This is a genomic window from Microbulbifer okhotskensis, from assembly GCF_023895975.1.
Taxonomy (GTDB): Bacteria; Pseudomonadota; Gammaproteobacteria; order Pseudomonadales; family Cellvibrionaceae; genus Microbulbifer; species Microbulbifer okhotskensis.
Window position 1 is genome coordinate 21,642 of the sequence record NZ_JALBWM010000009.1, and the last position, 26,875, is coordinate 48,516.

The 26,875-nt window shown below is 54.3% G+C and carries 25 protein-coding genes; 14 read left to right on the forward strand and 11 right to left on the reverse strand.

What is annotated here, in order from left to right:
- Nucleotides 1-14: 14 nt before the first annotated feature.
- Complete coding sequence (locus MO867_RS03705; RefSeq protein ID WP_252464728.1) at nt 15-479, reverse strand: copper chaperone PCu(A)C; 465 nt, start codon at nt 477-479, stop codon at nt 15-17.
- On the reverse strand, nt 476-1,204 hold the full coding sequence (locus MO867_RS03710; protein WP_252464730.1) for an N-acetylglucosaminyltransferase: 729 nt from the start codon (nt 1,202-1,204) through the stop codon (nt 476-478). The genes MO867_RS03705 and MO867_RS03710 overlap by 4 nt, the downstream gene beginning before the upstream one ends.
- A 120-nt stretch (nt 1,205-1,324) precedes the next feature.
- On the opposite strand from MO867_RS03710, the gene MO867_RS03715 reads away from it, so the two are divergent.
- The 11 genes from MO867_RS03715 to coq7 all read left to right on the forward strand — a co-directional run bounded on the left by MO867_RS03715 (nt 1,325) and on the right by coq7 (nt 13,426).
- Complete coding sequence (locus MO867_RS03715; protein ID WP_252464731.1) at nt 1,325-3,124, forward strand: protein-disulfide reductase DsbD family protein; 1,800 nt, start codon at nt 1,325-1,327, stop codon at nt 3,122-3,124.
- Between the two features lie 260 nt (nt 3,125-3,384).
- The gene (aroQ, locus tag MO867_RS03720; RefSeq protein ID WP_252464733.1) at nt 3,385-3,858 is read left to right on the forward strand and encodes a type II 3-dehydroquinate dehydratase; all 474 of its coding nucleotides are present in this window, start codon (nt 3,385-3,387) and stop codon (nt 3,856-3,858) included.
- Nucleotides 3,859-3,864: 6 nt separating this feature from the next.
- Entirely contained in the window at nt 3,865-4,341 is a 477-nt protein-coding gene (gene accB, locus MO867_RS03725) for an acetyl-CoA carboxylase biotin carboxyl carrier protein (protein ID WP_252464735.1), read from the forward strand.
- A 15-nt stretch (nt 4,342-4,356) separates the two neighbouring features.
- Nucleotides 4,357-5,697: an acetyl-CoA carboxylase biotin carboxylase subunit gene (gene accC / locus MO867_RS03730; protein ID WP_252464737.1), complete on the forward strand. Its 1,341-nt coding sequence runs from the start codon at nt 4,357-4,359 to the stop codon at nt 5,695-5,697.
- A gap of 132 nt (nt 5,698-5,829) precedes the next feature.
- Entirely contained in the window at nt 5,830-6,711 is an 882-nt protein-coding gene (gene prmA, locus MO867_RS03735) for a 50S ribosomal protein L11 methyltransferase (RefSeq protein WP_252464739.1), read from the forward strand.
- 75 nt (nt 6,712-6,786) lie between these two features.
- Entirely contained in the window at nt 6,787-7,977 is a 1,191-nt protein-coding gene (locus tag MO867_RS03740; protein WP_252464741.1) for a DUF3426 domain-containing protein, read from the forward strand.
- Between the two features lie 206 nt (nt 7,978-8,183).
- Complete coding sequence (gene dusB / locus MO867_RS03745; RefSeq protein WP_373565859.1) at nt 8,184-9,176, forward strand: tRNA dihydrouridine synthase DusB; 993 nt, start codon at nt 8,184-8,186, stop codon at nt 9,174-9,176.
- Nucleotides 9,173-9,481 (forward strand): DNA-binding transcriptional regulator Fis, encoded by a 309-nt coding sequence (fis, locus tag MO867_RS03750; RefSeq protein ID WP_020411495.1) that lies wholly within the window; start codon nt 9,173-9,175, stop codon nt 9,479-9,481. The genes dusB and fis overlap by 4 nt, the downstream gene beginning before the upstream one ends.
- Nucleotides 9,482-9,629: 148 nt before the next feature.
- Nucleotides 9,630-11,201, forward strand: coding sequence for a bifunctional phosphoribosylaminoimidazolecarboxamide formyltransferase/IMP cyclohydrolase (purH, locus tag MO867_RS03755; protein WP_252464743.1), 1,572 nt, complete (start codon nt 9,630-9,632; stop codon nt 11,199-11,201).
- 221 nt (nt 11,202-11,422) lie between these two features.
- Nucleotides 11,423-12,721 carry a phosphoribosylamine--glycine ligase gene (purD, locus tag MO867_RS03760; RefSeq protein ID WP_252464745.1) on the forward strand — a complete coding sequence of 433 codons (1,299 nt, stop codon included), beginning with the start codon at nt 11,423-11,425 and terminating at the stop codon, nt 12,719-12,721.
- 60 nt (nt 12,722-12,781) lie between these two features.
- On the forward strand, nt 12,782-13,426 hold the full coding sequence (coq7, locus tag MO867_RS03765; RefSeq protein ID WP_252464747.1) for a 2-polyprenyl-3-methyl-6-methoxy-1,4-benzoquinone monooxygenase: 645 nt from the start codon (nt 12,782-12,784) through the stop codon (nt 13,424-13,426).
- A gap of 116 nt (nt 13,427-13,542) precedes the next feature.
- On the opposite strand, the gene MO867_RS03770 is transcribed toward coq7, so the two are convergent.
- Nucleotides 13,543-13,950, reverse strand: coding sequence for an OsmC family protein (locus tag MO867_RS03770; protein WP_252464749.1), 408 nt, complete (start codon nt 13,948-13,950; stop codon nt 13,543-13,545).
- 301 nt (nt 13,951-14,251) lie between these two features.
- Between MO867_RS03770 and crp the strand changes: the two genes are divergently transcribed.
- The gene (gene crp, locus MO867_RS03775) at nt 14,252-14,902 is read left to right on the forward strand and encodes a cAMP-activated global transcriptional regulator CRP (RefSeq protein WP_256473739.1); all 651 of its coding nucleotides are present in this window, start codon (nt 14,252-14,254) and stop codon (nt 14,900-14,902) included.
- A 63-nt stretch (nt 14,903-14,965) separates the two neighbouring features.
- On the opposite strand, the gene trpC is transcribed toward crp, so the two are convergent.
- The 8 genes from trpC to MO867_RS03815 form a co-directional block, all read right to left on the reverse strand.
- Nucleotides 14,966-15,760 carry an indole-3-glycerol phosphate synthase TrpC gene (gene trpC / locus MO867_RS03780; RefSeq protein ID WP_252464751.1) on the reverse strand — a complete coding sequence of 265 codons (795 nt, stop codon included), beginning with the start codon at nt 15,758-15,760 and terminating at the stop codon, nt 14,966-14,968.
- On the reverse strand, nt 15,757-16,806 hold the full coding sequence (gene trpD / locus MO867_RS03785; RefSeq protein ID WP_252464752.1) for an anthranilate phosphoribosyltransferase: 1,050 nt from the start codon (nt 16,804-16,806) through the stop codon (nt 15,757-15,759). Before trpD ends, trpC begins: the two co-directional genes overlap by 4 nt.
- A gap of 73 nt (nt 16,807-16,879) precedes the next feature.
- Complete coding sequence (locus MO867_RS03790) at nt 16,880-17,458, reverse strand: anthranilate synthase component II (RefSeq protein ID WP_252464754.1); 579 nt, start codon at nt 17,456-17,458, stop codon at nt 16,880-16,882.
- Entirely contained in the window at nt 17,458-18,318 is an 861-nt protein-coding gene (locus MO867_RS03795) for an ion transporter (protein ID WP_252464756.1), read from the reverse strand. Before MO867_RS03795 ends, MO867_RS03790 begins: the two co-directional genes overlap by 1 nt.
- Entirely contained in the window at nt 18,305-19,816 is a 1,512-nt protein-coding gene (trpE, locus tag MO867_RS03800; RefSeq protein WP_252464758.1) for an anthranilate synthase component I, read from the reverse strand. Before trpE ends, MO867_RS03795 begins: the two co-directional genes overlap by 14 nt.
- Nucleotides 19,817-20,047: 231 nt before the next feature.
- Nucleotides 20,048-20,710, reverse strand: a complete 663-nt coding sequence (rpe, locus tag MO867_RS03805) for a ribulose-phosphate 3-epimerase (protein WP_252464760.1) — start codon at nt 20,708-20,710, stop codon at nt 20,048-20,050.
- Between the two features lie 19 nt (nt 20,711-20,729).
- Entirely contained in the window at nt 20,730-21,437 is a 708-nt protein-coding gene (locus MO867_RS03810; RefSeq protein WP_252464761.1) for a nucleotidyltransferase family protein, read from the reverse strand.
- A 29-nt stretch (nt 21,438-21,466) separates the two neighbouring features.
- Nucleotides 21,467-22,549: an aminoglycoside phosphotransferase family protein gene (locus tag MO867_RS03815; RefSeq protein ID WP_252464763.1), complete on the reverse strand. Its 1,083-nt coding sequence runs from the start codon at nt 22,547-22,549 to the stop codon at nt 21,467-21,469.
- Nucleotides 22,550-22,861: 312 nt separating this feature from the next.
- Between MO867_RS03815 and MO867_RS03820 the strand changes: the two genes are divergently transcribed.
- Nucleotides 22,862-25,471, forward strand: coding sequence for an LPS-assembly protein LptD (locus tag MO867_RS03820; protein WP_252464765.1), 2,610 nt, complete (start codon nt 22,862-22,864; stop codon nt 25,469-25,471).
- Nucleotides 25,471-26,814 (forward strand): peptidylprolyl isomerase, encoded by a 1,344-nt coding sequence (locus MO867_RS03825; RefSeq protein WP_252464817.1) that lies wholly within the window; start codon nt 25,471-25,473, stop codon nt 26,812-26,814. The genes MO867_RS03820 and MO867_RS03825 overlap by 1 nt, the downstream gene beginning before the upstream one ends.
- Nucleotides 26,815-26,875 lie beyond the last annotated feature (61 nt).

The following is a 26,875-nucleotide window of genomic DNA, read 5'->3' on the forward strand; positions in this document are numbered from 1 at the left end:
ATAAAAAACATTAATTAACCATGCTGATGATGGTGGTGATTCTCACTGTCATCACTCAGGCCAACTATCGGCAATAAAATATCGACACTGCTCCCATCGGAGAAAAGTAATCGCAGGGGCAGTTGATCCCCCGCTTGTAGACGCAGGCCGTTAATCATCAAGTGGAGTCCGCCCGGTACCATTTCCAGGTGCGCTCCAGCGGCAATCACTACCTTTTGCAAGGGGCGCATACGATTGACCCCACCTTCGGATATCGTACTGTGCAAGTCTGCTGAAGCACCTTCAAGACCCGGCAGCTCGATACCAGTGAGAACCTGCTCCGAACGCCCGGTGTTGTGTAAAGAGACAAAGGCAGCACTCATTGGGGGGCCTGGCGGTGTTTCGCGTGCGTAACCCTGCGCTGCAATTGTGGCTGGCTGAGCACTCGTCGACCAAGCCACCCCAAGTAGTATCAAGGTAAATACCAATGTTTTATTCATAGGGCCCCTCCGCTGGGCTTGAGTAGAATGAGTCGTGCCGGATTGCCAACTTTGATATCTCCGCGCACCCGATAGCCAGGTACCGCTTCGCGCAACTGTTGGTAAATCCAGCGGCCCTCGACATCACTTCGGGCCACGATCATCACACGCAATTGCTCACTGCGGATTCGTTCGGCGATGCGTTGCAGCTGCTCCACCAGCCCGGCAGATTTTGCCGATAGCTCTGTCGAAGGCAACCCGATGACTTCTCCTCCGGGTGCGTCGAGCCTCGCCCTACCCCGTTCACTGGCCAACTGAAAGCGCACCTCGGCCGCCAGCGGATTGGCTGGTGCCAGCATCTCAGCCCGTTTGAGCAAGGTAGTGACCTCGCCGAAGTCACGTCGACGCAGGGCATCGCGGGCCCGCTCAACATAGGTAACAACGATGGTTTGAATACCGGTTTCCGCACGGCTGTTGTGTGGTTGCAACTGCAGCACACGCAAGTAGTAGTCATAAGCACTAGCACCAGCAGGCTGGGTCAAGTGCCCTTTGCGCAACGCCTGCTCTGCCCGCCGTAAAAAGAAGCTGATATTGTTCCTGCGGACCTGATCCTGTGACGGAACCTTTTTAGGCGGCGGCGCTGGCACAACCGTTTTTGGCGCGGGTGTGTTGGATGAGCAGGCACTCAGGCAAAGAACCAGCAACAGGGAAACCCCAAGGCTGTGAAGGCGTTCAAATGACGGCAAAACAATCCTCCATTGTTGTTTTTTTGTACCACTAGCGTCGCTATACTGCTGCCGCAATTGAACCCCCGTTAGGTGCAGCAGTCAGAACTATGCGCCCGACTATAATGAATTTTTTCATTTATGGCTGTGATGACCAAAAATTTCGGAAATAATTTCCTCGCTCTGCTGACAATCTTGCTGGCAATGGCCAGTGTCGGCACTTCGGCCCAAAACTCTGGCAATCCATTCGCCTCACTCGGCAATACGCAGGAAGACAGTTTTCTTCCTGTCGATGAGGCCTACCAACAAGACTTGCTATTCGATGCCAACGGCCTCAATGCTCTCTTCCAGATCGCTCCTGAGTACTATCTCTATCGCGACAAGCTGGCGGTTTACCAGATTGAAAATGGACAGAAAACGCCAATCCCAGTGAGCTTACCCAAGGGCGAAGTTATTTGGGATGACTACTTTGAGAAAGACACCGAGGTCTACCGGGACCAATTGGAGTTTTCGCTCAAAATTTCAAAGGCCAGTGGTAGCACCCAGCTCGAATTACACTATCAAGGCTGTGCCGATGCCGGACTTTGCTATCCACCGCAGACACGCTACTACAATGTCGACCCCGTCAGCCAAAAAATAGAAGCCCGCGAAGATGCCTTTACCATGGGAGCTACCAGCTCCCCAACGGGGGGAACTCCAAATAACAATGCCAGTAACATCACCCTACCGCTGGCGCTTTTACTGGCATTTGTGGGTGGACTGATTCTGAACTTGATGCCCTGTGTGTTCCCTGTTCTGTCAATCAAACTGCTAGCGGTAAGCCAAGCCGCCCAAAACGCAAGCCAACGACACCACCACGGATGGGCCTACACTTTCGGCGTGGTAGTGAGCTTTGTCACTATTGCAGCAGTTATGCTTGCCCTCCGAGCTGGGGGTGAGGCCGTCGGTTGGGGCTTCCAGCTACAATCCCCCTGGTTGGTCGCAGCACTCGCCTATCTCTTCTTTACCATGGGGCTGAGCTTGTCCGGGGTTACCGAGTTCGGCGCTAGTCTGATGGGCATCGGCAGCAACCTCAACAAGAGCCAGGGCCTGCGTGGATCAGTGGCCTCCGGCGCACTGGCCACTCTGGTGGCCAGTCCCTGTACTGCCCCGCTAATGGGTTCTGCCCTTGGATTTGCAGTCACCCAATCTCCACTGATTGCACTGAGTGTTTTCGCCGCTCTTGGTGCAGGCATGGCCGCCCCATTCCTGCTTTTAACCTATCTCCCCTCACTGGTACAGAAACTGCCAAAGCCAGGTCCCTGGATGGATCACCTGAAACAGCTATTGGCATTCCCCATGTATCTGACAGCGGTATGGCTCCTCTGGGTTCTTGGCCGACAAGCCGGGGGTGATGGGGTCACGCTGGTACTCGCGGGTGCCGTGGCCATTGCATTTTCCCTATGGCTCTGGCCACGCCCGCAGTGGCAATGGGTACGTGGCTCTGTAGCCGTGGCAGCCCTGGCCGTTGCCATATTCATATTGCCGCAGCTCAACACCAGCACCCAAGCTGAACAACGGAGTAGCGATTACTGGCAGCCCTATTCAGCTGAAAGTCTGGAAGCAGCACGGAGTGAAGGACGTGCGGTACTGGCAAATATGACTGCCGCCTGGTGTCTCACCTGCCTGATGAATGAAAAGACGGTACTTTCGAGCAGTGAAGTGAGCGATGCACTCGAGCGTCTGGATGTCGTGGCGTTGAAGGGCGATTGGACCAATCAAGACCCGCGTATTAGTGAGTTACTCGCCAAATACGGTCGCACCAGTGTACCGCTGTACCTTCTTTATCCCGCAGACTGTGGAGAGGCCAAAATACTGCCGCAGATACTTTCCCGAGACGATTTACTACAGGAATTGGAGAATGCTGTGGGCTCTCCGTTGAGCACCACTTCATCAAAATGAAGCTTCCTGCGTCTTTGTAGCCACTAACCCAAGGGAAAAAGGCCACAGCCTGGATATTTTGAACTAATTTTTTGCCAAAGATCGCCGAACTGCCGCTAACTTCGATAAACTCCGGGATCGGCATGGACAGGGAGTCACTTTTGCGGCAGACTCGGTTAAAGAACTCGGGCAAATAGGCCAGAATTTCGGATTTGCCTGCAAGATAGCCAGCTTTAACCCAATTTTACGCGGGTTTTCGGCAACTTTTCCCAGGGCAGACTATGGCTACACTTCTTCTCCTGCACGGCCCAAACTTGAATCTTTTGGGCAGCCGTGAACCGCAGATCTACGGGGCCACCACCCTGGCGGAAATCAATGAAGCTTCCCAACACCTCTGCGATGCCGCCGGCCACCAACTGGAAACCCTGCAGAGTAACAGTGAGTCTGTGCTGGTGGAGCGTATCCATTTGGCAGCAACCAGTGGGGTCAATTTTATCGTGATAAACCCTGCAGCCTTTACCCACACCAGCATCGCCCTGCGCGATGCCCTGGCTGCGGTTGCCATCCCGTTTATCGAGCTTCACCTGTCCAACCCCCACGCCAGGGAAACTTTTCGACACCATTCCTATCTTTCAGACCTGGCCCGCGGCGTAATCTGTGGCTTTGGCGCTCACAGCTACTCCCTGGCCCTACAGGCAGCCATTCACCTACTGGATGCATCACGCCTGCACAACAATGAATCAAACTGCGAGTAAATAACTATGGATATCCGCAAAATTAAAAAACTGATTGAGCTGCTCGAAGAATCGGATATCGGCGAGCTGGAAATCAAAGAGGGCGAAGAGTCCGTGCGCATCAGTCGCGGCACAGGCAATGCGGCACAGGCCCCTGCCCCGATCTACAGCATTCCCGGCGCGCCAACCTACGCACCGGCTTTCGCAACAGCAGCCCCTGCAACTAGTACACCAGCTCCTGCTGAGAAGGAATCTAAGCCGGCTTTTAGCGGGCACGCAGTTAAATCCCCGATGGTAGGCACCTTCTATGCCGCACCCAGCCCCGGCGTTGAATCGTTTGTCAAAGTCGGCCAGCAAGTAAAGGTGGGCGATGTGGTATGCATCGTAGAAGCCATGAAAATGATGAACCAGATTGAAGCCGACAAAGCGGGGACGGTCGAGTCTATCCTGCTGGAAGACGGCCAGCCGGTAGAGTTTGATCAGCCGCTCGTGACCATCGTCTGATCGGGGAAAGTCATAATGTTCGACAAAATCCTGATCGCCAATCGCGGCGAAATCGCCCTGCGAATTTTACGCGCCTGCAAAGAGATGGGTATCGCCACGGTAGCGGTGCACTCTCTCGTGGATCGCAATTTGAAGCATGTACGCCTGGCCGATGAGTCCGTGTGTATTGGCCCTAACCCCTCTCCGCAGAGCTACCTGAATATCCCAGCCCTGATTTCCGCTATGGAGATTACCGACGCGGTAGCCGTCCACCCCGGTTACGGCTTCCTCGCAGAGAACGCCGACTTCGCCGAACAGGTGCAAAAAAGCGGCTTCACCTTTATTGGCCCCGATCCGGATGTTATCCGTCTTATGGGCGATAAGGTTTCCGCCATCGCTGCCATGAAAAAGGCCGGCGTTCCCACGGTACCGGGTTCCGACGGTCCGCTGCCAGACAACAGCGAACGCAGTATGGAAATCGGCCGCCGTATCGGTTATCCCGTAATTATTAAGGCGGCTTCCGGCGGCGGTGGCCGCGGTATGCGTGTCGTCCATAACGAAGAGGAGTTAGTCAACGCGATAGCCGTGACCAAATCCGAGGCGCAAGCTGCCTTTGGTGACGGCACCGTGTACATGGAAAAATTCCTGCAGAATCCCCGCCATGTCGAAGTCCAGATAATGTCCGACGGTCAGGGCAACGCCGTACATCTGGGAGATCGGGACTGCTCGTTGCAGCGTCGCCACCAGAAGGTATTGGAGGAAGCTCCCGCACCGGGTATTTCCGAAGAGGTGCGCAATCAGGTACATGAATCCTGTGTGCAGGCCTGTATCGATATCGGCTACCGTGGCGCGGGGACTTTTGAATTTCTATACGAAAACGAGTGCTTCTACTTTATCGAAATGAACACCCGTATCCAGGTAGAGCACCCGGTTACCGAAATGGTCACTGGCGTTGACTTGATCAAGGAGCAAATCCGGGTTTGTGCCGGGGAGAAATTATCTCTCAAGCAGGAAGATATCGTAATTCACGGCCACTCGTTTGAGTGTCGTATCAATGCAGAAGATCCACAGACCTTTTTCCCGAGTCCGGGCAAGGTAAACAATTTCCACATGCCTGGCGGCCTGGGCGTGCGGGTGGATTCCCACCTTTACTCCGGCTACTCGGTCCCCCCTAATTACGATTCAATGATCGCCAAACTGATCACCCATGCGGAAGACCGCGAAACCGCTCTGGCGCGCATGCGCGTGGCGCTATCCGAACTCGTGGTTGACGGGATCAAAACCAATATTCCTCTGCAAGAAGAGTTGGTGCGGGATGAAAATTTTGCTAAAGGTGGAGTTAACATCCACTACCTGGAGAAAAAGTTAGGCCTTTAAGCGCTCGCAAGCCGGGGCAAAGTTAGCGAAAATTGCAGCAAACTCAACGACACTATGCCGCCAACCCGCGGCGGCAGGTGTTAACTGAGTGCGGCCCCCGCACCACCGGCAATTATTCACTACGGAATCACTATGCCCTGGCTACAACTCCGCGTGGACACTCACAGTGAACACGCAGAAAAAACTGAAAACGCACTGCTTTTTGCTGGCGCGGCATCTGTCACCCTGCAAGACAATGCGAATCAGCCCATCCTGGAACCCGGACTCGGCGAAACCCCACTGTGGGATCAAACACGCATTACCGGACTTTTTGACGCAGAAATTGATACTTCCGTAACCGAAGCCAAAGCCGCCTCGTTTCTATGTGAATTACTGCCCAATGCGCACTGGGAACAACTGGAAGACAAAGACTGGGAGCGCGAATGGATGGCCCACTACAAGCCAATCCAGTGTGGTCACAATCTCTGGATCTGTCCCAGCTGGTGTGAGCCACCTGCGCCTGACGCAGTCAACCTGCTACTCGATCCCGGCCTCGCTTTCGGCACCGGTACCCACCCAACTACCTTTTTATGCCTGCAGTGGTTAGCAGCTCAACCCCTGAAAGACAAAAGCACTATCGACTTCGGTTGTGGCTCAGGCATTCTCGGCGTAGGTGCACTGCTCCTAGGTGCCGATAGGGCGCAAGGGATTGATATCGACCCCCAGGCACTGATCGCCAGTCGCGAGAACGCCCAGCGTAACGGTATAGCCCCGGAGCGCTTTCCTGTATCCCTACCCGATCAACTACCTTCTGAGCCCGTCGAAATAATGCTTGCCAATATCCTTGCCGGGCCCCTGATAAAACTCGCAAGCCAGCTGGTACAACTGACCCAGGTGGGTGGGAAAATCTGCCTATCGGGAATTCTCAGCTCCCAGGCAGAACAAGTAAAAAATGCCTATCGCGCATGGATAGAGTTCGATACCGATGGTGAACACGAGGGCTGGATCAGGCTGAGTGGCACCCGAGTGCGCTAAATGCGCTCCTGAACACTACGCGGGAACTCCGCGGACTGATAAACTTGGCTGCTAAATAAACTGCGCTCTAGTCGAATGTCTCAACTGGTAACCCGCTGCCCTCACTGCAGCACCTCATTTCACATCAATGACCAGCAACTGCGCGCTGCTCGCGGCGCTGTGCGCTGTGGATCCTGCCTGCAAGTCTTTCGCGCAGATGAAAATATCGTTTTTGCCGAGAGTGATGCCGACAGTCGCAGTGATCTGGAAGCCCTCCTGGAAGACGATGATTTTCTCATCCACGACGATATCGAACTCGATGATGATGAGCCATTAGAGGAACCACCCGAGCGCAACCCCGCCGCACCAGCGCAAGTGGCAGAGGCCGAATTGGCGCAGGAAACCGATGACAATCCTGCACAAGAACTGATCGGCGATGCCTTTGGTGACCACGAATGGCAGGAGCTAGAGGCCGCCACTGAGGAAGAACTGGAACCTGAAGAAGATATCGGGAGTGTTCTCAAACCGGACGGGGAGGATGTTCCGGACTTTGACCCAAGCCCCCTACCTCAGAACAGCCCGCCAGAAATCGCCCCAGTGCACACGTCTCATAGTGGCGGCACCCTGGAATACCTTCACACAAATAAACCGGCGGGGCACAATGGGGTAGCGCCCCCGGAAAATGAGAGCCGCCAGGAGCCTTTCTTCGGCAGCGAATCCCCCGAGCCGGAAGAGCCCCAACGGGAGCAGTTAATTTCTGCGATCCAACCTGCCCCACTGGAAGTATCCTGGGGGCGCCCCAGCAAGAAGCGCGCTGTCTCGCCCTGGTTATGGCGCGCACTCATTCCCCTGTCAATCCTTGGGATTACCGTGCAGATCGCTTATTTTCAGTTCGACAGCCTGAGCCGAAAGCAGCCTTGGCGCAATTTTTATGCATTCATTTGTCCGCTCTTGAACTGTACCTTGCCACAGCTGCAAGACACCAAAGCTATCCAGGCCTCCAACCTGATGGTCCGCACACACCCTCAACTGGAAGGCGCCCTGATCGTCGATGCTGTACTCCTCAATACCGCGCCCTATCCACAGCCATTTCCGAACTTGCGGCTCAACTTCAGTGATCTCAAAAATAAGGCTGTTGCCAGCCGCCGCTTTACACCGGGCGAGTACCTGCAGGGAGAGCTGGCAGGGCGGCAACTTATGCCCCAGGGCAGCCCTATCCACATCGCCATAGAGGTGGTTGATCCCGGCACCGAGGCGGTAAACTACGAGCTAAATATCACTCACTAGCGCCCGACGGTCGCTTGCCACAAGATGGCTCTTCCGCAGGATCTGGCGCAGAAAGCAACTGAAACTGCACGTTCTGCAGGCTAAACGCACAGTGATCGATCAAATTGCCCGCTTTTTCGCTTTGCCATTAACGGACCAGCCGCTATTATAGGCGGCTGTTTTGCCGGGGCTCATAATGCCCTTCCCACAGCCCAAATGGAGCTAGCGTGTCCACTGCCATAGGCCCCTATATTATCGAAAACCCGGTAATTCTGGCGCCCATGGCCGGAGTTACTGACCGCCCTTTCCGCCAGCTGTGCCGAAAACTTGGTGCCGGTTTGGTGGTTTCGGAAATGGTGACCGCGGACACCCGCTTGTGGAACAGTCGCAAGTCTCGCCTGCGTCTGGATCACGGCGGAGAAAAGGCCCCGATATCGGTGCAAATCGCTGGCGGTGACCCCGAAATGATGGCGCAAGCCGCTCGGGAAAACGTTCGCCGCGGCGCGCAAATCGTTGATATCAACATGGGCTGCCCGGCAAAAAAGGTGTGTAAGAAAGCAGCGGGCTCCGCCCTACTGCGGGATGAAAAGCTGGTAGCGGATATTCTCCAGGCCGTGGTCCAGTCTGTTTCCGTCCCGGTGACGCTGAAGATCCGCACCGGCTGGTGCCCGGATTCCCGCAATGGCGTCAATGTAGCCAAAATGGCCGAGGACTCGGGGATCGCCGCGTTGGCGATTCACGGTCGCACTCGTGCCTGCGGCTACCACGGACAGGCTGAATTCGATACCATTGCCGAAATTGTATCCAAGGTGAAAATTCCGGTTTTCGCCAATGGCGACATCACCAGTGCCGAGAGAGCCCGCGAGGTGCTCGATTACACTGGTGCATCTGCGGTCATGATTGGCCGCGCAGCACAGGGAAGACCATGGATTTTTCGGGAAATAGCCCATTATCTCGCCACTGGCGAGCGGCTACCCGAACCGACATTGGATGAAGTCAGGAACATTTTGCTCGCCCACTTGGGCGAACTACACCAATTCTACGGTGAGGTGATGGGGGTCCGTATCGCCCGCAAGCATGTGGGCTGGTACTTGAAGACACTCGCTGACAGCGAGTCCTTCCGCAAAACCTTTTTCCAAATAGAGAGCGCAGAAATACAACATGCCAGCGTTCACGAGTGGTTTGAACGCCGAATAACGAGAGGGGCACAAGCGGCATGAATAATGAAGTATTGATTCCGGATACTGGCAATGAAGAAGTATCCTCCAGGGGGCAGACTCAGTTGGCTCAGCCACAGCAGCAGTCCCTGCGCGATGCCGTTGAGCACGCAATGGAGAACTACTTCCGCCACCTGGATGGCCAGATGGTTACCGATGTCTACGACATGGTGCTGTCAGAGATCGAAGCGCCCATGCTCGAAGTGGTGATGAAATATACCCGTCATAACCAGACCCGCGCCGCACAGCTTCTGGGTCTCAACCGCGGCACCTTGCGCAAGAAACTGAAGCGCTACGGGCTGCTGTAAGCAACCGAACAAACTGAATACCCGAAGGGGGGATGAGGTCACTCATCCCCCCTTCGGGTTTTCCCGGCGGTAGTTTTTACCGCCCCACCGGCAATCTCTTGAAAATCCGGTGGCAAATCCTTTTCAGAAACCAGTTGGACCAAGTGCTATGACAGACCAGGTATCGATCCGCCGCGCACTGATTAGTGTATCTGACAAGAGTGGCATCGTAGAGTTCGCCCAACAGCTCACCGCATTGGGCGTCGAAATACTCTCTACCGGCGGTACCCATCGCCAACTCAAAGACGCTGGCATTCCGGTGGTGGAAGTTTCCGACTACACCGGCTTTCCGGAAATGATGGATGGCCGAGTCAAAACCCTACACCCGAAAGTGCACGGTGGCATCCTCGGCCGCCGCGGTACCGACGACGCCATAATGAACGAGCACGGTATCACGCCTATTGATATGGTGGTGGTGAACCTCTACCCGTTTGCACAGACTGTGGCCAAACCGGACTGCTTCCTGGAAGACGCCATCGAGAATATCGACATTGGCGGTCCGACCATGGTGCGCGCCGCAGCCAAGAACCGCAAAGATGTCACTATCGTGGTGAACGCCAGCGACTACGGCAGCATCACCGATGAGATGAAAGCCAACGATGGCGCGCTAAGCCACGCCACTCGCTTCAATCTGGCAGTGAAAGCCTTCGAACACACCGCCGCTTACGACGGCGCTATTGCCAATTATCTTGGCACCCTCAAAGGCGATGAAAAACAGCTGTTCCCGCGCACCTACAACAGCCAGTTCAGCAAGAAACTAGACTTGCGCTACGGTGAAAACCCCCATCAGAAATCCGCTTTCTATACTGAGGCAAACCCGGCTGAAGCCAGTATCTCCACTGCGATTCAGTTGCAGGGCAAAGAGCTGTCCTACAACAACATCGCCGATACCGACGCAGCGTTGGAGTGCGTAAAAGCCTTCGACGAACCCGCCTGTGTGATCGTCAAGCATGCCAACCCCTGTGGCGTTGCTATCGGCAAGGATATCGGTAAAGCCTATGATCTCGCCTTTGCCACGGATAGCGAGTCCGCCTTTGGCGGCATTATCGCTTTCAACCGTGAACTGGACGGCTCCACCGCACGCGCTATTGTGGAGCGCCAATTCGTAGAGGTAATTATCGCGCCAACCGTATCCGAAGAAGCCAGACTGGCCGTTGCCGGGAAGAAAAACCTGCGACTACTGGTATGCGGCCAGTGGAGCAGGGAGCGTATTCCGGCACTTGATTACAAACGCGTTAACGGGGGGCTGTTGGTACAAGATCGCGACGACGGTATCGTTACCGCCGTCGACTTGAAAGTGGTTTCCAAGCGCCAACCGTCGGAAACAGAGGTACGCGACCTGCTGTTTACCTGGAAAGTGGCCAAGATGGTGAAATCCAATGCCATTGTCTACGGCAAAGACGGTCGCACTATCGGTGTGGGTGCCGGCCAGATGAGTCGCATCAATTCAGCCCGCATTGCCGCGATTAAAGCAGAGCATGCAGGCCTGGCAGTACAGAGATCAGTGATGGCTTCTGATGCATTTTTCCCCTTCCGCGATGGCATCGACAACGCTGCTGCAGCGGGTATTCAGGCTGTCATCCAGCCCGGTGGTTCAATGCGCGATGAAGAAGTCATCGCCGCAGCCGACGAGCACGATATGGCTATGGTCTTTACCGGCATGCGCCACTTCCGCCACTAATCAAACGGCGGACACCAAGGGCCGCTTTCAGCGGCTCGCAGTATCCAGGCGGCAGTGGTACCCGATAGTATCCTGCCGCTCTTTGTATTCAATCAAAACGCCCGCCCTGGCAAGGCGACAAGTGCGAACCCGCAACTCCGCTTCGCACTGATTCCGCGCTAAACTAGCGCTCCTGATACCTGTCCAATGGACCCAAGCGGTCGACTTAGGGGGATTTAACAATGAATGTATTGATCATCGGTTCTGGTGGCCGCGAGCACGCGCTGGCGTGGAAAGCCGCACAAAACCCCACGGTGAGCACCGTGTTTGTGGCGCCGGGCAACGCCGGTACCGCACGCGAAGAAAAGCTGCAAAATGTAGCCATCGGTATCGATAATTTCCCCGCTCTCGCCGACTTTGCCGAGGAGAATGGTGTAGAACTCACCATTGTTGGTCCCGAGGCCCCATTGGTTGAAGGCATCGTAGATTTCTTTAGCGGTCGCGGTCTCGCCGCCTTTGGCCCGAGCAAGGGGGCCGCCCAGCTGGAGGGCTCCAAAGCCTTTACCAAAGATTTCCTCGAACGTCACAAGATTCCCACCGCTGCTTACCATAATTTCACCGAGGTGGAACCCGCTATCGCCTACATCCGTGAACGCGGCGCGCCCATCGTGGTTAAAGCAGACGGCTTAGCCGCTGGCAAAGGCGTGATCGTGGCGGAAACAGAAGAGCAGGCTGAACTGGCGGTACGTGATATGCTGTCTGGTAACGCCTTTGGTGACGCCGGCTGCCGAGTAGTCATCGAAGAGTTCCTGCAAGGTGAGGAAGCCAGCTTTATTGTAATGGTGGACGGCGAAAACATACTGCCGATGGCCACCAGCCAGGACCACAAGCGTGTTGGCGATGGCGACACGGGCCCCAATACCGGCGGCATGGGCGCTTACTCCCCTGCACCGGTGGTCACCGACACTATCTACCAGCGCATTATGCAAGAGGTGATCGAGCCCACAGTTAAAGGTTTAGCCGCAGAGGGCACGCCCTACACCGGTTTCCTTTACGCCGGCCTGATGATTGACGCGGACGGCACACCCAAGGTTATCGAATATAACTGCCGCTTCGGCGATCCAGAAACCCAGCCCATTATGATCCGCTTGAAATCCGACCTGGTTGATCTGTGCACGGCAGCCCTGGACAAGAAACTCGACAGCGTGACTGCCGAATGGGATTCCCGCCCCGCCCTCGGCGTGGTACTGGCCGCACATGGTTATCCGGGCAGTTATCGCAAAGGCGACGCGATCAATGGTTTGGATAAAGCAGACAGCGACAACGCCAAAGTTTTCCACGCTGGCACCGCTATCGACGGCGAGCGTGTAGTCACCAACGGTGGGCGCGTTCTCTGTGCCACCGCGCTGGGTAACACCGTTGCCGAAGCTCAGGAAAACGCCTACGAGTCAGCACGCGCTATTTACTGGGACGGCGTCTTCTTCCGAAAAGATATTGGCTATCGCGCCGTAGCGAGAGAGAAGGTTGCTGCAGAGCAGTAGGAATAACCGTTGGCGCTGGTGGTCCACTGCTGACCGTCTCGTCGGAGGGAGCAAATAACGATGAGCAAACGCAACCTCAGCGGGCTTGACCGCCTGCTAATCCAGGCAGACAGAGCACTGCGAACTTTGAGCCCCGGTGAACCTTGTCACCGCAGGCCTTCACCGGCAAAGGGCGAGGCCGAAGCCGATCTTTCAGAAGAGGAACGCAAACACGCGGCAGGCCTGATGCGGGTCAATCACAGCGGTGAAGTTTGTGCTCAAGCTCTTTACCAGGGACAGGCCCTGACAGCCAAACTGCCAGAAGTACGTGGTGAGATGGAACGTGCCGCTGACGAAGAAATCGACCACCTGGCTTGGTGTGAGCAGCGCCTGAAAGAGTTGGATAGCCGCCCCAGCCTGTTCAATCCACTGTGGTACGGATTGTCCTTTGGACTGGGCGCCGCAGCCGGGAAAGTCAGCGACCGCATCAGCCTCGGCTTCGTTGCCGCCACAGAAAATCAGGTGTGTAAGCACTTGGAGAGCCACCTGCAAAAACTACCTCCCGAGGATAACAAAAGCCGCGCGGTGGTAGAGCAAATGCTGGTGGATGAAGACGAACACGCCCATGCCGCACTCGCTGCGGGTGGCGCGCGTTTTCCATCGCCGGTAAAGGGGGTTATGTCACTGGTCTCTAAGGTAATGACTTCAGCCAGCTATAAAATTTGAGACTAGGCCCGGTGCCGCACTGGCTTCGTACTGAGCGGCACCGGGCTGATTAACCGACTTCAAGCAGGGGCGAGGAATACTGCCGCAGTACTTAAGCAAACACTAATACGAGGGCTTTAAATTTCCTCGATTTTATAGCGATGTATAATCTCTACACCGGCATTGCGTAACATTATCGAAGCCGAGCAATATTTTTCTGCAGAAAGCTCCACCGCTCGCGCCACCTGACTTTCCTTTAGCCCGCGACCACGTACAACAAATTCCATTTCTATACGCTCAAATGGCGATGGTGTTGTATCCGGGCGTACTCCTTCAAGTTCACAATGGCAGGAAACAATATCCTGGCGAGCCTTTTGTAAAATACTCACCACATCGTAAGCGGCGCAGCCACCCACACCCAATAAAATCATTTCCATCGGGCGCAGGCCATTATTCTTGCGGCCCCCTTCCATCACCACAGAGTTACCACTGCCAGCTTCACCGACAAATGTTAAATCGTTTACCCAGGTTACTCTCCCCTGCATGACCTTAACTCCCGTTAAAACTGAGCAGCGAAGCTTAGCATAACGGACAAGTCTATCCCGACACCTGATTGTTTCGGGTATAGTGTCCAACACGCCTCCGCGCGAAATGCCTTGCGGGACTTATTTGGGTGCTTTTCAGTGAACACCCAGGTGTTTGTGAAGTCCAACCTAATCGGTGCCATAGTGTCACAGATCACACTGCGGAACTTTGCCGCGGTCAGCCCCTGTTGGGGATTCTGTTTTCGCGCGATAATTCATTAGTGCTCCGCTGCTAAAGCCGGGATAGAGCACAAGACTAAAAATGAGGAATAAATCCGTGACGGTTGCTATCCAAGACCCCATGACTATCGGCAATATTGAAGACTTTCTGGCCCACTGCCACCGGCGTCGCTACCCGGCCAAGAGCACTATTATCTATGCCGGCGACCGCTGTGAATCCCTATATTTCATTATGCGAGGCTCGGTTACTGTTCTCATCGAGGATGATGAAGGACGCGAGATGATTGTCGCCTACCTGAATGATGGCGACTTTTTTGGTGAGATGGGCCTGTTTGACCAGGATACTCGCAGCGCCTGGGTACGCACCAAAACTGAGTGTGAAGTAGCGGAAATTTCCTACACCAAATTCCAGGAGCTCACGCGGCAGCATCCGGAATTTCTTTTTGCCCTGGCCACCCAAATGGCCCGACGCCTGCGTAATACCACTCGAAAAGTCGGCGATCTTGCTTTCCTAGATGTCACCGGTCGTGTCGCACGCACACTTTTAGACCTGTGTAACGAGCCCGATGCAATGACTCACCCAGAAGGAATGCAAATTAAAATCACTCGCCAGGAAATTGGTCGTATCGTCGGTTGCTCCCGCGAAATGGTCGGGCGTGTATTAAAAACCCTGGAAGAGCAGGGCCTGGTTTCCGTAAAAGGAAAAACTATGGTGGTTTACGGTACTCGCTAAGCTGTTTCACCGAAAAAAAAGGGCGATCTGAGTATCGCCCTTTTTTTCAGTCACTATCCGCTGTCAATTAAACATTTCCATTAATTTCCTGCCCGGCTCATCCTCGCGCATAAACGCTTCGCCCACCAAGAACGCATTGACATTATGTCCCCGCATCGCCGCTACATCATCAGTAGTGTGAATACCGCTCTCTGTCACCACAAGCCGGTCCGCCGGAATCAAGTCTAGTAACTTAAACGTATTTTCCAGCTGCACATCAAAAGTATGCAGATTGCGATTATTGATACCAATTAAACGATTTGGGAGTTGAAGGGCTCGTTCCAGTTCCTTGCGATTGTGTACTTCGACAAGTACATCAAGGCCCAACTCCAATGCCAACCCATTGAGGTCCTGCATTTTTGGATCTTCCAAACACGCAGCAATCAGCAGGATACAATCGGCTCCTATCGCGCGGGATTCATATACCTGATAGGGATCAACGGTGAAGTCTTTACGCAGTACTGGCAGGCGCACAGCGTCGCGCGCCTGTTGCAGATAATTATCTGCACCCTGGAAAAAATCCACATCGGTCAACACCGACAAGCAAGCCGCCCCGCCTTTCTCGTAACTGGTCGCAATTTCTGCGGGTTGAAAGTCCTCGCGGATCACCCCTTTACTGGGAGAGGCTTTTTTGATTTCAGCAATTACCGCCGCTTCATCATTGGAGATTTTTCGCTCCATGGCATCGACAAAGCCCCGGCTCGCATCCTGGTCTTGCGCGCGAAGGCGAATCTCATCGTCAGAGCACTGAGTCCTGCGCTGCGCGACTTCCTGCCATTTGCGTTCGACAATAGTTTTCAGAATGGTGGGGGTAGTCATGATTGAGTTTCCTCCGGGCGAAACGCACTCGTAAATGCGGCCAGATCATTTATTTTTTCCCCGGCAAGACCACTGTCAATAGCGTCTTGTGCCATGGCTACGCCCTGCTCTGCGGTATTCGCGGTCCCGCTGACATAGATTGCCAGACCCGCATTGAAAGCAATAATATCCGCTGCTTTGCATCCAGCCTCAGTATTGCGTTTACCCAGCGCATCGCGGATTAACGCCAGGGATTCTTCTGAACCGGAAACAATAAGACCGGAGAGATCACGCCGTTCCAAGCCAAAGTCCTCCGGGCGCAGGGTATATTCACGCAGGCTGCCACCCTTAAGCTCTACCGCAAAAGTATCGGCAGCGATGCTCGCCTCATCCAGTCCATCGTCACTGTGCAGTACCAACACATGTTCTGAACCGAGACGCTGTAATACTTCGGCAAGCAAACGGCAATAATGCTTATCATAAACACCGATAACTTTGCGCTTTACTCCGGCGGGGTTGGTCATGGGCCCCAGCAAGTTAAAAATGGTACGCAACCCCAAGGCCTTGCGTGCAGGCCCTACATGACGCACCGCGTTGTGAAAGCTGGGCGCAAACATAAAACCGATACCAATAGTTTCCACACAGCGCACCATTTGTTCCGGGCTCAGCTCCAGAAAAACACCTGCGCGCTCGAGCAGATCAGCGGAACCACTGCTTGAGGACACCGAGCGATTGCCGTGCTTGGCAACTTTGGCGCCTGCGGCCGCAGCGACAAAACTACTTGCGCTGGAGACATTAAAAAGATTGGCACCATCACCCCCGGTACCCACAATATCAACGGTGTTCTCCAGGTCGAGGTCTACTTTGATCGCCAGCTCACGCATAGTCTCCACTGCGCCGGCAATTTCATCGACTGTTTCGCCGCGAATACGCAAAGCAATCAGCAGAGCACCTATTTGCGACTCCTGCGCTTCGCCGCGCATAATCTGGCCCACAGTTTCGCGCATTTCCACACGGGTGAGGTGTTCGCCATTCACCAGCTTGGCAATGGCCTGTTGAATATTCATTTTTCCCCCTTTACCCAGTTCTGGTTATTCGCTCTGGCGGGGCACACCCGCCATGCAATCAGTTGTCCTGTGATCACGACTCGATAAAATTTCTCAGCATATCGTGACCATGCAGGGTGAGAATTGACTCCGGGTGGAATTGCACCCCTTCAACTGCTAACTCGCGATGACGCAACCCCATAATCTCGTCAATTTCGCCGTTGTCAGTTTCAGTCCAGGCGGTAACTTCCAAACATTCCGGCAAACCGCTCTTCTCTACTACCAACGAATGGTAACGGGTTGCCTCAAACGGGTTGGACAAACCGTGAAAAACGCCCAGATTGTTGTGCACTATAGGAGAGGTTTTACCGTGCATAACCTGCCGTGCACGCACCACCCTGCCACCGAAGACCTGACCGATACTCTGGTGGCCCAGGCAGATTCCCAATATAGGAATGCTTCCGGCGAAACGGCGAATGGCAGCGAGAGAAATACCCGCTTCATTGGGGGTACAAGGGCCCGGAGAGATCACAAGTTTTTCTGGTGTCATGGAATCAATGTCATCAAGCGTAATTTCATCATTGCGCTTTACCACCACCTCTACACCCAACTCCTCCAGATACTGGACGACATTCCAGGTAAAGGAGTCATAGTTGTCGATCATTAAAATCATTACTTGGCCCCCGTAGCCGCTGGCGTATAACTGGACTCTTCCATTCTTTTCTGCAGGCGCCCAAGAGAGGCCTGGGTGGCGCGAAGTTCGCGCAATATTTCGGTCTGGCTGGGCGGCAGGCACATCTCATCCATACGCCGCAATTTAGCCTCCTCCAGGTTGTTTAAGACAACACCAATAAAGAGGTTAATCATCACAAATGCCCCCATTACCACAAAGCTGACAAAATAGAGCCAAGCCCAGGGCATCGCATCCATGGCGGTGTACATGATATCTGTCCAGTCCTCAAAAGTGACAATCCGAAACAAACTTAAAAAGGCGATAGGTAGACTGCGCCAGTGAGTGGGATCCACATCGTGGAACAAGAAGTATCCGGCGACGCCGTAAATATAAAAGATAATGCTCATCAGCAAAGCGATATGCATCATGCTCGGCAAGCTGCGTAATAACGTATCCACCAATGTGCGAAGCTCTGGAAATGCAGATACCAAGCGCAATACCCTCAGTACTCGAATCAGACGCGCCAGGGTAGCCAGTGGTCCCGTTGCAGGGATTAGACTTAACGCAATAATGATGAAGTCAAAGCAGTTCCAACCACTGGCAAAATAGCGCCAGGGACGGGCGCCGTGGGCGACGATTTTAACCAGCGCCTCAAGAATGAAAGATACAAGTATCAGCTGATTGATAACACCTAACTGCGGTCCAAAACGTTCCATAACCCAGCTGAATGTCTCCAGCCCAACGGCCAGGGCGTTAAGCAGGATCATGCCGATAATGACCTGATTAAACAGGGGCGCCGCGACTATCCGCTCACAGCGCTCAACCAGGGTCAACTTTTGGTAAATACTAGCTTCGCTCATTTTTCTCTATCTTTACTGGGTCACTACTTTTAGCCAATGCCATTCCGGCTGCGCGAAACAGCGCACGGGCCTTATTCATTGTTTCATCCCATTCTGATTGGGGATCGGAGTCTGCCACCAGGCCCGCTCCCGCCTGTGCGTAGAGCTGGCCGTTTTTTATCACTGCGGTGCGGATGGCAATAGCGGTATCCATATTGCCATTCCAGGCCAGATAACCGACGGCGCCGCCATAGATGCCGCGCTTTTCAGGCTCCAGTTCATCAATAATTTCCATCGCTCGAATTTTCGGCGCTCCCGATAAAGTTCCCGCAGGCAGTGCCGCACGCAAGGCATCCATCGCTGTCAGACCGGGCTTTAAGCGACCGGTAACATTGGAGGTAATGTGCATCACGTGGGAGTAGCGCTCAACGTACATACGATCAGTGACCTGCACACTGCCTGTGTCAGCCACCCGGCCAATATCGTTGCGCCCCAGGTCGATTAACATCAGGTGCTCAGCGAGTTCTTTGGGGTCGGCCAGCAATTCCTTCTCAAGAGCCTGGTCTTCTTCCTCCGTCGCCCCGCGATGGCGTGTTCCCGCCAGGGGGCGTACCGTCATTTCGCCCTCTTCCAGGCGCACCAAGATCTCTGGACTGGAACCGACAACCTGATGATCACCAAAGTCGAAGAAGTACATATAGGGCGAAGGATTAAGACTGCGCAAAGCGCGGTAGAAATTCAGTGGCGGGGCCTCGAAAGGAGTGGAAAGACGCTGAGACGGCACTACCTGCATCACATCGCCGGCAAGTACATACTCTTTAACCCGGTCCACCGCGCGCTTAAAGGTGTCTTCTCCGAAATGTGAGCGAAAAGCACTTTCATCGATACCGCGACCATGTAAATCCAGCGGTACCGTATCCGGCAACGGCTGCGCCAACTTAGCCACCAACTGATCCAGGCGCTGCTGTGCCTGCTCAAAGGCCCCCCCTTCATTGACATCCGCGTGAACGATTAAAATAACCGCGCCAGCGAGGTTATCGAAGACCACCAGCTCATCGCTGACCATCAATAAAATATCGGGATTACCCAGGGTATCCGGCGGCGTACTTGCGGCAAGGCGCGGCTCAATATAGCGCACACAATCGTAACCAAAATATCCAACCAATCCGCCGTTAAAGCGAGGTAAATCTTCCAGTTCGGGGACCTTGTAGCGCTGCTGAAACTGCTCGACAAACTCAAGTGGGTCTTTCGAGCGGTGACTCTCCAGTACTTCGCCGTCTCTCTCAACAGTGATCTCAGCACCGGTTACCCGCAACAGGGTTCGCGCCGGTAGACCAATAATGGAGTAGCGGCCCCACTTCTCACCGCCTTGCACCGATTCCAGCAAGTAGCTATAGCGACCTCCCGCCAGTTTCAAGTAGGTCGACAGCGGCGTTTCAATATCGGCCAGCACACGCCTTACCAGGGGTATACGGTTGTAGCCCTCAGACGCAAGTTGAGCGTATTCAGTTGGGGTCATAAAGACTCCGAATAATTTTTCATTTTTAAGTTGGCGCCAGAGTACAAGCAGCGCCCACGGAAGAGGTGGCCACAATCGCAGCGAGTCGATTGGGCTTCAGCGGATCAGTGGCGCCATCGCCAACTGTTTGTCAGGGAGACAGAATGGTTCAAGGAAATTCCCTCAGTGCAGGCGCACAAGTTTACAAATCCCATCTGTGGCGGGCAAGAGATTGCCCGCCAGTTTTGCAACTTAAGCCAAGCTTTCACGCATAGCCGCAATCACTTCAGCGTAGTCCGGTGTATTGAAAATGGCAGAGCCCGCGACAAAAGTGTCCGCTCCAGCCAAGGCTATCTCGGCAATATTATCGCGGTTTACCCCTCCATCAATCTCCAGACGGATATCTAAGCCCGATTCATCGATCATTGCCTGGGCCTCACGCAACTTGGTCAGGGTGTTGGGAATAAACTTCTGTCCACCAAAACCGGGGTTCACTGACATCAGCAGGATCATATCCAGCTTATCCATGACGTACTTTGCCGCCTCGAGACCACTGGCTGGATTGAATACCAAGCCAGCCTTACAGCCGAGACTCTGTATCAATTGTAAGGAGCGATCCGGGTGGCGGGATGCCTCAGGGTGGAAAGTAATATAGGTGGCGCCGGCATCGGCAAATTGGCGGATCATATCGTCCACCGGCTCGACCATCAGGTGTACATCGATGGGTGCTTCCACTCCATGCTTACGCAGGGCCTGGCACACCATAGGGCCGATAGTAAGGTTCGGCACATAGTGATTGTCCATCACATCAAAATGCACCCAGTCCGCTCCGGCGGCTAATACCGTATCCACTTCTTCACCCAAACGAGCAAAATCGGCAGAGAGAATAGAGGGAGCAATTTTGTAATCTGACATCAGAATATCCTTTGGTGACTCAATTTTCGCCAGTCAGTCGGCGGTGCAATCTTTCCAGGCGCTCGGGCGTACCGACATCACACCAGTCCCCCTGATAGAGCTCGGCCTGCAATTTGTCTTCGTTAAAAGTGAATACTTCTCCAAGCCCGAAGCATTCGCGCCGATGTGGGTATTCGGTCAGTGTTTCACCTCGCAACCAGCTGAGACCAGCAAAAGTACAGCGGGGCTTGGCAGTGCCGGATAGCAACCCCTTCTCGATGCCGAAATCCCCCTCGGGGTTGTGGGGCGGATTGGGGACCATTAACAGACGCCCGGGACAATCCTCTGGCAACGGTCGACTGGCCCATTGTGACAAATCAAAGTCACACCAGACATCGCCATTCACCACCAAAAAAGGGGAATCCCCTAAAAGTGGCATGGCTTTCAGAATCCCCCCGGCGGTTTCCAGCGGCTCTTCTTCGCGCTCCACGGAGTACTGGATATCCAGCCCCCAACGAGCACCGGAACCGAGCTGCTGCCGAATCTTAGAACCAAGATAACCCAGGTTAATAACAACCCGCTGCACGCCAATATCAGCCAGGCGCTCCAGCGCGTGCTCTATCAGCGGCTTGCCGGCTACCGGCAGAAGGGGCTTGGGAACCTGATCGGTTAGCGGGCGCATTCTGCGCCCAAAGCCTGCAGCCAGTAGCATGGCTGTCACAGGCGGACTCTGTTTGAGTTTGCTCATCAAATTAATCTGTACAGTTATCGTGCGGCTTACTTCAACATCTCGCCCGCGCTGCGATAGTCGCAGTACCAAGGCAGCGGCTCTATTTGCGGTAACAAAATACTACTGAACCAGTCGGCAAACGGCTTCAATTCAGGGTAGCGCCCAGCAGTTTCCAACACGTAGCGAATCACCAGGGGTAAGTGCTGCAGGTAGCCCTGTTTACCATCGCGCAGGCAAAGACGTGGGAATAAACCCAGTACTTTAATATGACGCTGCAGCCCCATCCAGTCGAACCATCGCAGATATATTTCCGGATCGACCGGCGCCATCACGCCCGCAGCCTCGGCCGTTGCGGCATAGGCCAGCGCCCACCGCTCTACGCGCTCGCGGGGCCAGCGGATATAGCAGTCTCGCAGCAGTGATACCAGGTCGTAGGTAGCAGGGCCCCACACAGCATCCTGAAAATCGACAATGCCCGGCCGCTCCCCATCGCGGATCATTAAATTGCGGCTGTGGTAATCCCGATGTACCAGAGTATGCGGCTGCTCTTCGGCACTATTCAGCAACAGTTCAAAAGTACTCTTTAAAAGTTCCTGCTCCCGCTCACTGAGCTGATGACCAAGCAGCTCTTGTACCAGCCACTCCGGCATCACCTGCATTTCTTTCAGAAGTAACTCGCGACTATATGATGGGAATAATTGTTCCTCTAAAGGGATTTGTTGCAGGCATAAAAGTTCACTCATCACCTCCGCATAGAGGCCTTCAACACTGTCAGTGCCGAGCACGCTAAATAACTGGATGTCTCCGAGATCTTCCAACAGCAGGTAGCCTTCGGTGGTATCAGCAGCCACCACCATCGGAGTGTGGATGCCGTTGCGGCGCAAATAATCAGCCAGAGCCACAAAACGAGCGGGATTGGTCAGCTGCGGCGGGGTATCCACTGCAATTAGCGGCGGCTCCGTTTGCGTGCGAAAATACCGCCGAAACCCAGCATCCCCGGCCAAATTTGACAGTGCTGCGGGCGCCTCCAAGCCCAGGGCCGCCCCAACCCATTGGCGCAACGCATCGTGCCTGAGGTCAGAATCGATATCACATTTTTGCTCAATTTCGCTGCTCGGTCTTACGCTCATCGTGTCGCTTTCCAACTGTTGCAAGCTGCATTTTAACCTTGAGCCCTCCCGCGTCCAGCGGCGCCATTCCTATTTACCCTGAGCCACGCGACGCACTCCAGCAAAAACAGTACAAATGTCCCAGAAAAACAATGACCTGGCACTCGATCCAAGTGCCATCCCAGCTCGTAGCATCCCCGTTCATAGTACGGCTATTAACCACTTCTACATTCAAGTAGAATCGGACGATGATTTTGCGCGCCCCGGCTCGATAGCTGTCGCACGTATCTACCGATAAAGAAATACTAAAAGATAGTTGGAACATATCGTTTGATGCTTGAAGTTTCCCGGTGGCGTCGCCTCGCTCTGGCGATTGCTAGAAATTCCCACACCTGCTCCATCGCTCTCGGCCTGATCGCCGCACAGCCTCTGTGGGCGCAAACCAATCAAAGCGAACTGATTCCAGATCCCGACTACAACCCTTATTTGTACTTGGACTGGTTACCACGCTCCGAACTTACGGCTGAGGAACAGGCCAATCTGCCGGCCGTGTGCTCCGGCACTTTCGTTGCTCCGCCACGAAACTATCCCGGCTCAGACCTCCCCCCTGGAGAAGCATCGCTCAGGGCTACCGCAGAGAAATCACAGTGGCTCGAGGATGGCTCCGCCAAGCTGAGCGGCAATGTACATATCACCCAAGGTTACCGCCAGCTGTTCGCCGATCAGGTCAGGTTTAACCGCCAGGAGAATGTTGCTTCGCTGGATGGTGCTATCGAACTTCGCGAGCCCAACCTGCTAATCCGCGGCGCGTCCGCAGAGGTTCACACGAACAGTGAGGCCGCGTCGATTGAGGACGCCACCTACGTCGTCCACGATGCCTTTATCCATGGCGATGCCGCTCTGGTTGCACGGCAAACCAGTGGCGAGCTGACCCTGACGGAAGGCACCTACACCCGTTGCGAACCCGGGCGCGAGTTTTGGCGGCTGACGGGCGACGAAATCAATATTGATAAGGTGGAGAACCAGGGAACGGCACGGAATGTACGCTTGGAAATCCTGGATGTGCCCATTCTGTACCTTCCCTATTTCCGCTTCCCTGTAGGCGATGCACGCATGTCCGGGTTCCTGTTCCCCTCCCTCAGTAATAGCGACAAGAACGGCTGGGACTTTACCATTCCCTATTATTGGAATATTGCACCGCAGATGGATGCCACCATCTCCCCGCGCCATATCCAGTACCGCGGTACCGGACTGGAAGTTGAATTCCGCCATCTGAGTGAAATGTTCAGCACTGAGATCCGTCTTGCTGATCTGCCAGATGACGACGGCGGCAACAATGATTTGGCGCAGGAACTGATTGATGAAGGCTTCCCTGAAAATCTGGTACTGCCTTACAAAGGTGAAGACCGCTGGCTCGCCAGTTTGAAACAGCAGGGTGGATACAGCGGCAGCGTCTGGCGTACGGATATCGATTACACCAAGGTCAGTGATCCAGACTATTTTCGCGACCTAAGCACCGCCAGCCTCGATATCAACGCCGAGACCCGAGTGAACCAGAAGGTCCAGGGTCTCCTGCGCAGTGATCACTGGCAAATAACCCTGCGCACCCAGGATTACCAGGTGCTGGAAAACGACTCCTTCGATGTATTTGCCCAGTACCCCCGCTTTGATGTCGATGGCGACTATCGCTGGGGCGACTGGTTGCTATCGATGCAAAATCAGGCGACCGTTTGGGACCATCAAGATACCCAGACCATCACCTATATCGGGGATACTGATGATCCCGATAGTGTCACTACCGATATACGGGACTTTATCACCGCCGATCGTTTGCGCCTCGACTATGAATTCTTCTGGGACAAACAGTGGCTTTGGGGATATTTTAAACCGGGCGTGGCTGGCCGCTATCTCAGTTACAAGGTCAGTGATCAATTCCTGGCAGAGGGGGCCAACGATTCGCCCAGCGCAGCAGCGGCTCAATTCACCTTGGATACCGGACTGTACTTTGAACGCGACAGCTATATCTTCGACCGGGACTTTATCCAGACACTGGAGCCACGGTTGTTCACCCTGATTAGCAGCAATGCCGATCAGGGGGATTTCTTCGATATCAGTGATCGTGCTAACGACATCAATCCTGACATTGAAATCGATCCTGACAGCAATAATTTGCTCTACGATACCTCGCTATTCACGTTCAGCTATGACCAGCTATTCCGCAACAGTCGCTTCACCGGCAGTGACCGGATCGACGATGCGGATAGGCTCGCACTGGGTCTCACCACCCGATTTATCGACCCTATCAGCGGCCGGGACCTTTTCTCTGCCAGTATTGGACAAGTGTACTATTCCAGCGACCGCCAGATCGGTCGCACTGCTTATATCGAGGATACGCCCCGCTCAGAGCTGGCTGCACGGATAGAGAGCCGTCCATTCCAGTCTTTGCGATTAGGCACCGAGGTGGTTTATGAGGATAGTGAGCACAACATTAATCGGGGCAACTTCAGTCTGCGCTACTTTGACGATGACTTCCGCATCTTCAATTTGAGTTACTACTATGAGCGCCCGGATGCCACTGATGACGACGATATCGATGAAGACGATAACGATACCGTCAGCCAACTGAATGCCTCCACCGTACTACCACTAAATACCCATACCTCTTTCATGGCTGGTGCCAGCTATGATCTTACTTTGAACCGGGAACTGGAATACCTGGCAGGGATCGAATATGACGACTGCTGCTACCGGACCCGACTGGTGTGGAGACGCACCCTGGATAATGATCTCGCCGGGGTTGTCTCAGCAGAGGACCTCGAGTATGACGAGGGTATCTACCTCGAAATTGAACTCAAGGGCCTAGCCGGCTTCGGTGCAACAGTGACGGAAATGCTGACCCAGGGGATTGCCAACTTTGATCAGAGAGAAGAGCTGAAACAGTGATGAGAATAATTAAGAAGTTTATACCGAAACTGGGCCTATCACCCGTACTGGCAGCCTGCGCCCTGATCGCCGCTACTGCCACTGCGCAAGTAAGGACTCTAGACCGAGTGGTCGCTGTTGTCGATGACGATGTCGTGATGGCCAGTGAGCTAACCCAACGTATAAATACCATCACCAGCCAGATCCAGGCTCAGCAGGTTCAGGCTCCACCGATGGATGTTTTGCGCCGCCAGGTTCTGGAGCAGCTGATTATCGAGCGGCTCCAACTGCAGATGGCCTCGCGAGCGGGAGTCACTGTTTCTGAGTCGGAACTGGACCAGGCTATCGCCAGAGTTCAGCAAAACGCGGGGGTGAGCCCCGAAGAGTTCCGCCAGCGCCTGCTCGCTGATGGCATGAGCATGAAAAGCTTTCGCCAGCAGATCCGCCAGGAATTAATGATTCGCCGTGTTGAGCAAGGCAGCGTCAATCGCCGAATCCAGATCACTGATCAAGATATCGACAACTTCCTGCGCTCGAAAGAGGGAGAGTTCTGGAAATCACCAGAGTTTGAACTGGGACATATCCTCATTCCCGTGGCTTCCAGTGCACCGGCCAGCGATGTTACCCAGGCACGCGAAAAAGCTGAAGAACTGGCTCAGCAGGCCCTGGGGGGAGCAGACTTCCGCCGTCTCGCGATCGCCAACTCCGCGGGACAAAATGCCCTCGCGGGCGGTGACCTGGGCTGGCGCAAGACTGTAGAGCTCCCCACCCTGTTTGCCGATGCGCTGGCCGATTTAAAAGTGGGTGACATTACCGCGCCCTTCCGCAGTGACGCCGGCTACCACCTATTAAAAATTCATGCTCAAAAAGGGGCCAGCGAACAATTGGTAGAACAAACCAAAGTGCGCCACATCCTACTCAAACCGTCCGCCATCCTCACCGATGATCAGGCCTACAACAAGTTAATCGCTCTGCGCGATGAGGCTATGGCCAGCGAAAATTTTTCTGATCTGGCCCGCGAAAACTCTGAGGATATCGGATCTATGCTGTCCGGCGGTGACCTCGGCTGGTCTATGCCCGGTCAGTTTGTACCGGAATTTACCCAGGCCATGAAGACTACTGAAATCGGTAACATCAGCCTGCCCTTCCGCAGCCAGTTTGGTTGGCATATTCTCCAAGTGGAAGACCGCCGCAAACAGGACATGACCGATCAATACATCCGCAACCAAGCTGCCAACATGTTGCGTAATCGCCGGTATGAAGAAGAACTGCAGAATTGGCGCCGCGAAATTCGTGACCAAGCTTATGTAGAGATCAAACTGCCAGATACCAAGACAGCCGAAGGCGCAGGCAATCAGCAGTAGGACCCCATTATTGCGGGATAGACCGGGCCCCAGTGCCCGGTTTTTTTATTCACACAGGAAA

Coding starts and splice junctions, on each gene's coding strand:
- MO867_RS03705 (WP_252464728.1), bottom strand. CDS start 479: ATGAATAAAACATTGGTATTTACCTTGATACTACTTGGGGTGGCTTGG.
- MO867_RS03715 (WP_252464731.1), top strand. CDS start 1,325: ATGGCTGTGATGACCAAAAATTTCGGAAATAATTTCCTCGCTCTGCTG.
- aroQ (WP_252464733.1), top strand. CDS start 3,385: ATGGCTACACTTCTTCTCCTGCACGGCCCAAACTTGAATCTTTTGGGC.
- accB (WP_252464735.1), top strand. CDS start 3,865: ATGGATATCCGCAAAATTAAAAAACTGATTGAGCTGCTCGAAGAATCG.
- accC (WP_252464737.1), top strand. CDS start 4,357: ATGTTCGACAAAATCCTGATCGCCAATCGCGGCGAAATCGCCCTGCGA.
- prmA (WP_252464739.1), top strand. CDS start 5,830: ATGCCCTGGCTACAACTCCGCGTGGACACTCACAGTGAACACGCAGAA.
- MO867_RS03740 (WP_252464741.1), top strand. CDS start 6,787: ATGTCTCAACTGGTAACCCGCTGCCCTCACTGCAGCACCTCATTTCAC.
- fis (WP_020411495.1), top strand. CDS start 9,173: ATGAATAATGAAGTATTGATTCCGGATACTGGCAATGAAGAAGTATCC.
- purH (WP_252464743.1), top strand. CDS start 9,630: ATGACAGACCAGGTATCGATCCGCCGCGCACTGATTAGTGTATCTGAC.
- purD (WP_252464745.1), top strand. CDS start 11,423: ATGAATGTATTGATCATCGGTTCTGGTGGCCGCGAGCACGCGCTGGCG.
- coq7 (WP_252464747.1), top strand. CDS start 12,782: ATGAGCAAACGCAACCTCAGCGGGCTTGACCGCCTGCTAATCCAGGCA.
- MO867_RS03770 (WP_252464749.1), bottom strand. CDS start 13,950: ATGCAGGGGAGAGTAACCTGGGTAAACGATTTAACATTTGTCGGTGAA.
- crp (WP_256473739.1), top strand. CDS start 14,252: ATGAGGAATAAATCCGTGACGGTTGCTATCCAAGACCCCATGACTATC.
- trpC (WP_252464751.1), bottom strand. CDS start 15,760: ATGACTACCCCCACCATTCTGAAAACTATTGTCGAACGCAAATGGCAG.
- trpD (WP_252464752.1), bottom strand. CDS start 16,806: ATGAATATTCAACAGGCCATTGCCAAGCTGGTGAATGGCGAACACCTC.
- MO867_RS03790 (WP_252464754.1), bottom strand. CDS start 17,458: ATGATTTTAATGATCGACAACTATGACTCCTTTACCTGGAATGTCGTC.
- MO867_RS03795 (WP_252464756.1), bottom strand. CDS start 18,318: ATGAGCGAAGCTAGTATTTACCAAAAGTTGACCCTGGTTGAGCGCTGT.
- trpE (WP_252464758.1), bottom strand. CDS start 19,816: ATGACCCCAACTGAATACGCTCAACTTGCGTCTGAGGGCTACAACCGT.
- rpe (WP_252464760.1), bottom strand. CDS start 20,710: ATGTCAGATTACAAAATTGCTCCCTCTATTCTCTCTGCCGATTTTGCT.
- MO867_RS03810 (WP_252464761.1), bottom strand. CDS start 21,437: ATGAGCAAACTCAAACAGAGTCCGCCTGTGACAGCCATGCTACTGGCT.
- MO867_RS03815 (WP_252464763.1), bottom strand. CDS start 22,549: ATGAGCGTAAGACCGAGCAGCGAAATTGAGCAAAAATGTGATATCGAT.
- MO867_RS03820 (WP_252464765.1), top strand. CDS start 22,862: ATGCTTGAAGTTTCCCGGTGGCGTCGCCTCGCTCTGGCGATTGCTAGA.
- MO867_RS03825 (WP_252464817.1), top strand. CDS start 25,471: ATGAGAATAATTAAGAAGTTTATACCGAAACTGGGCCTATCACCCGTA.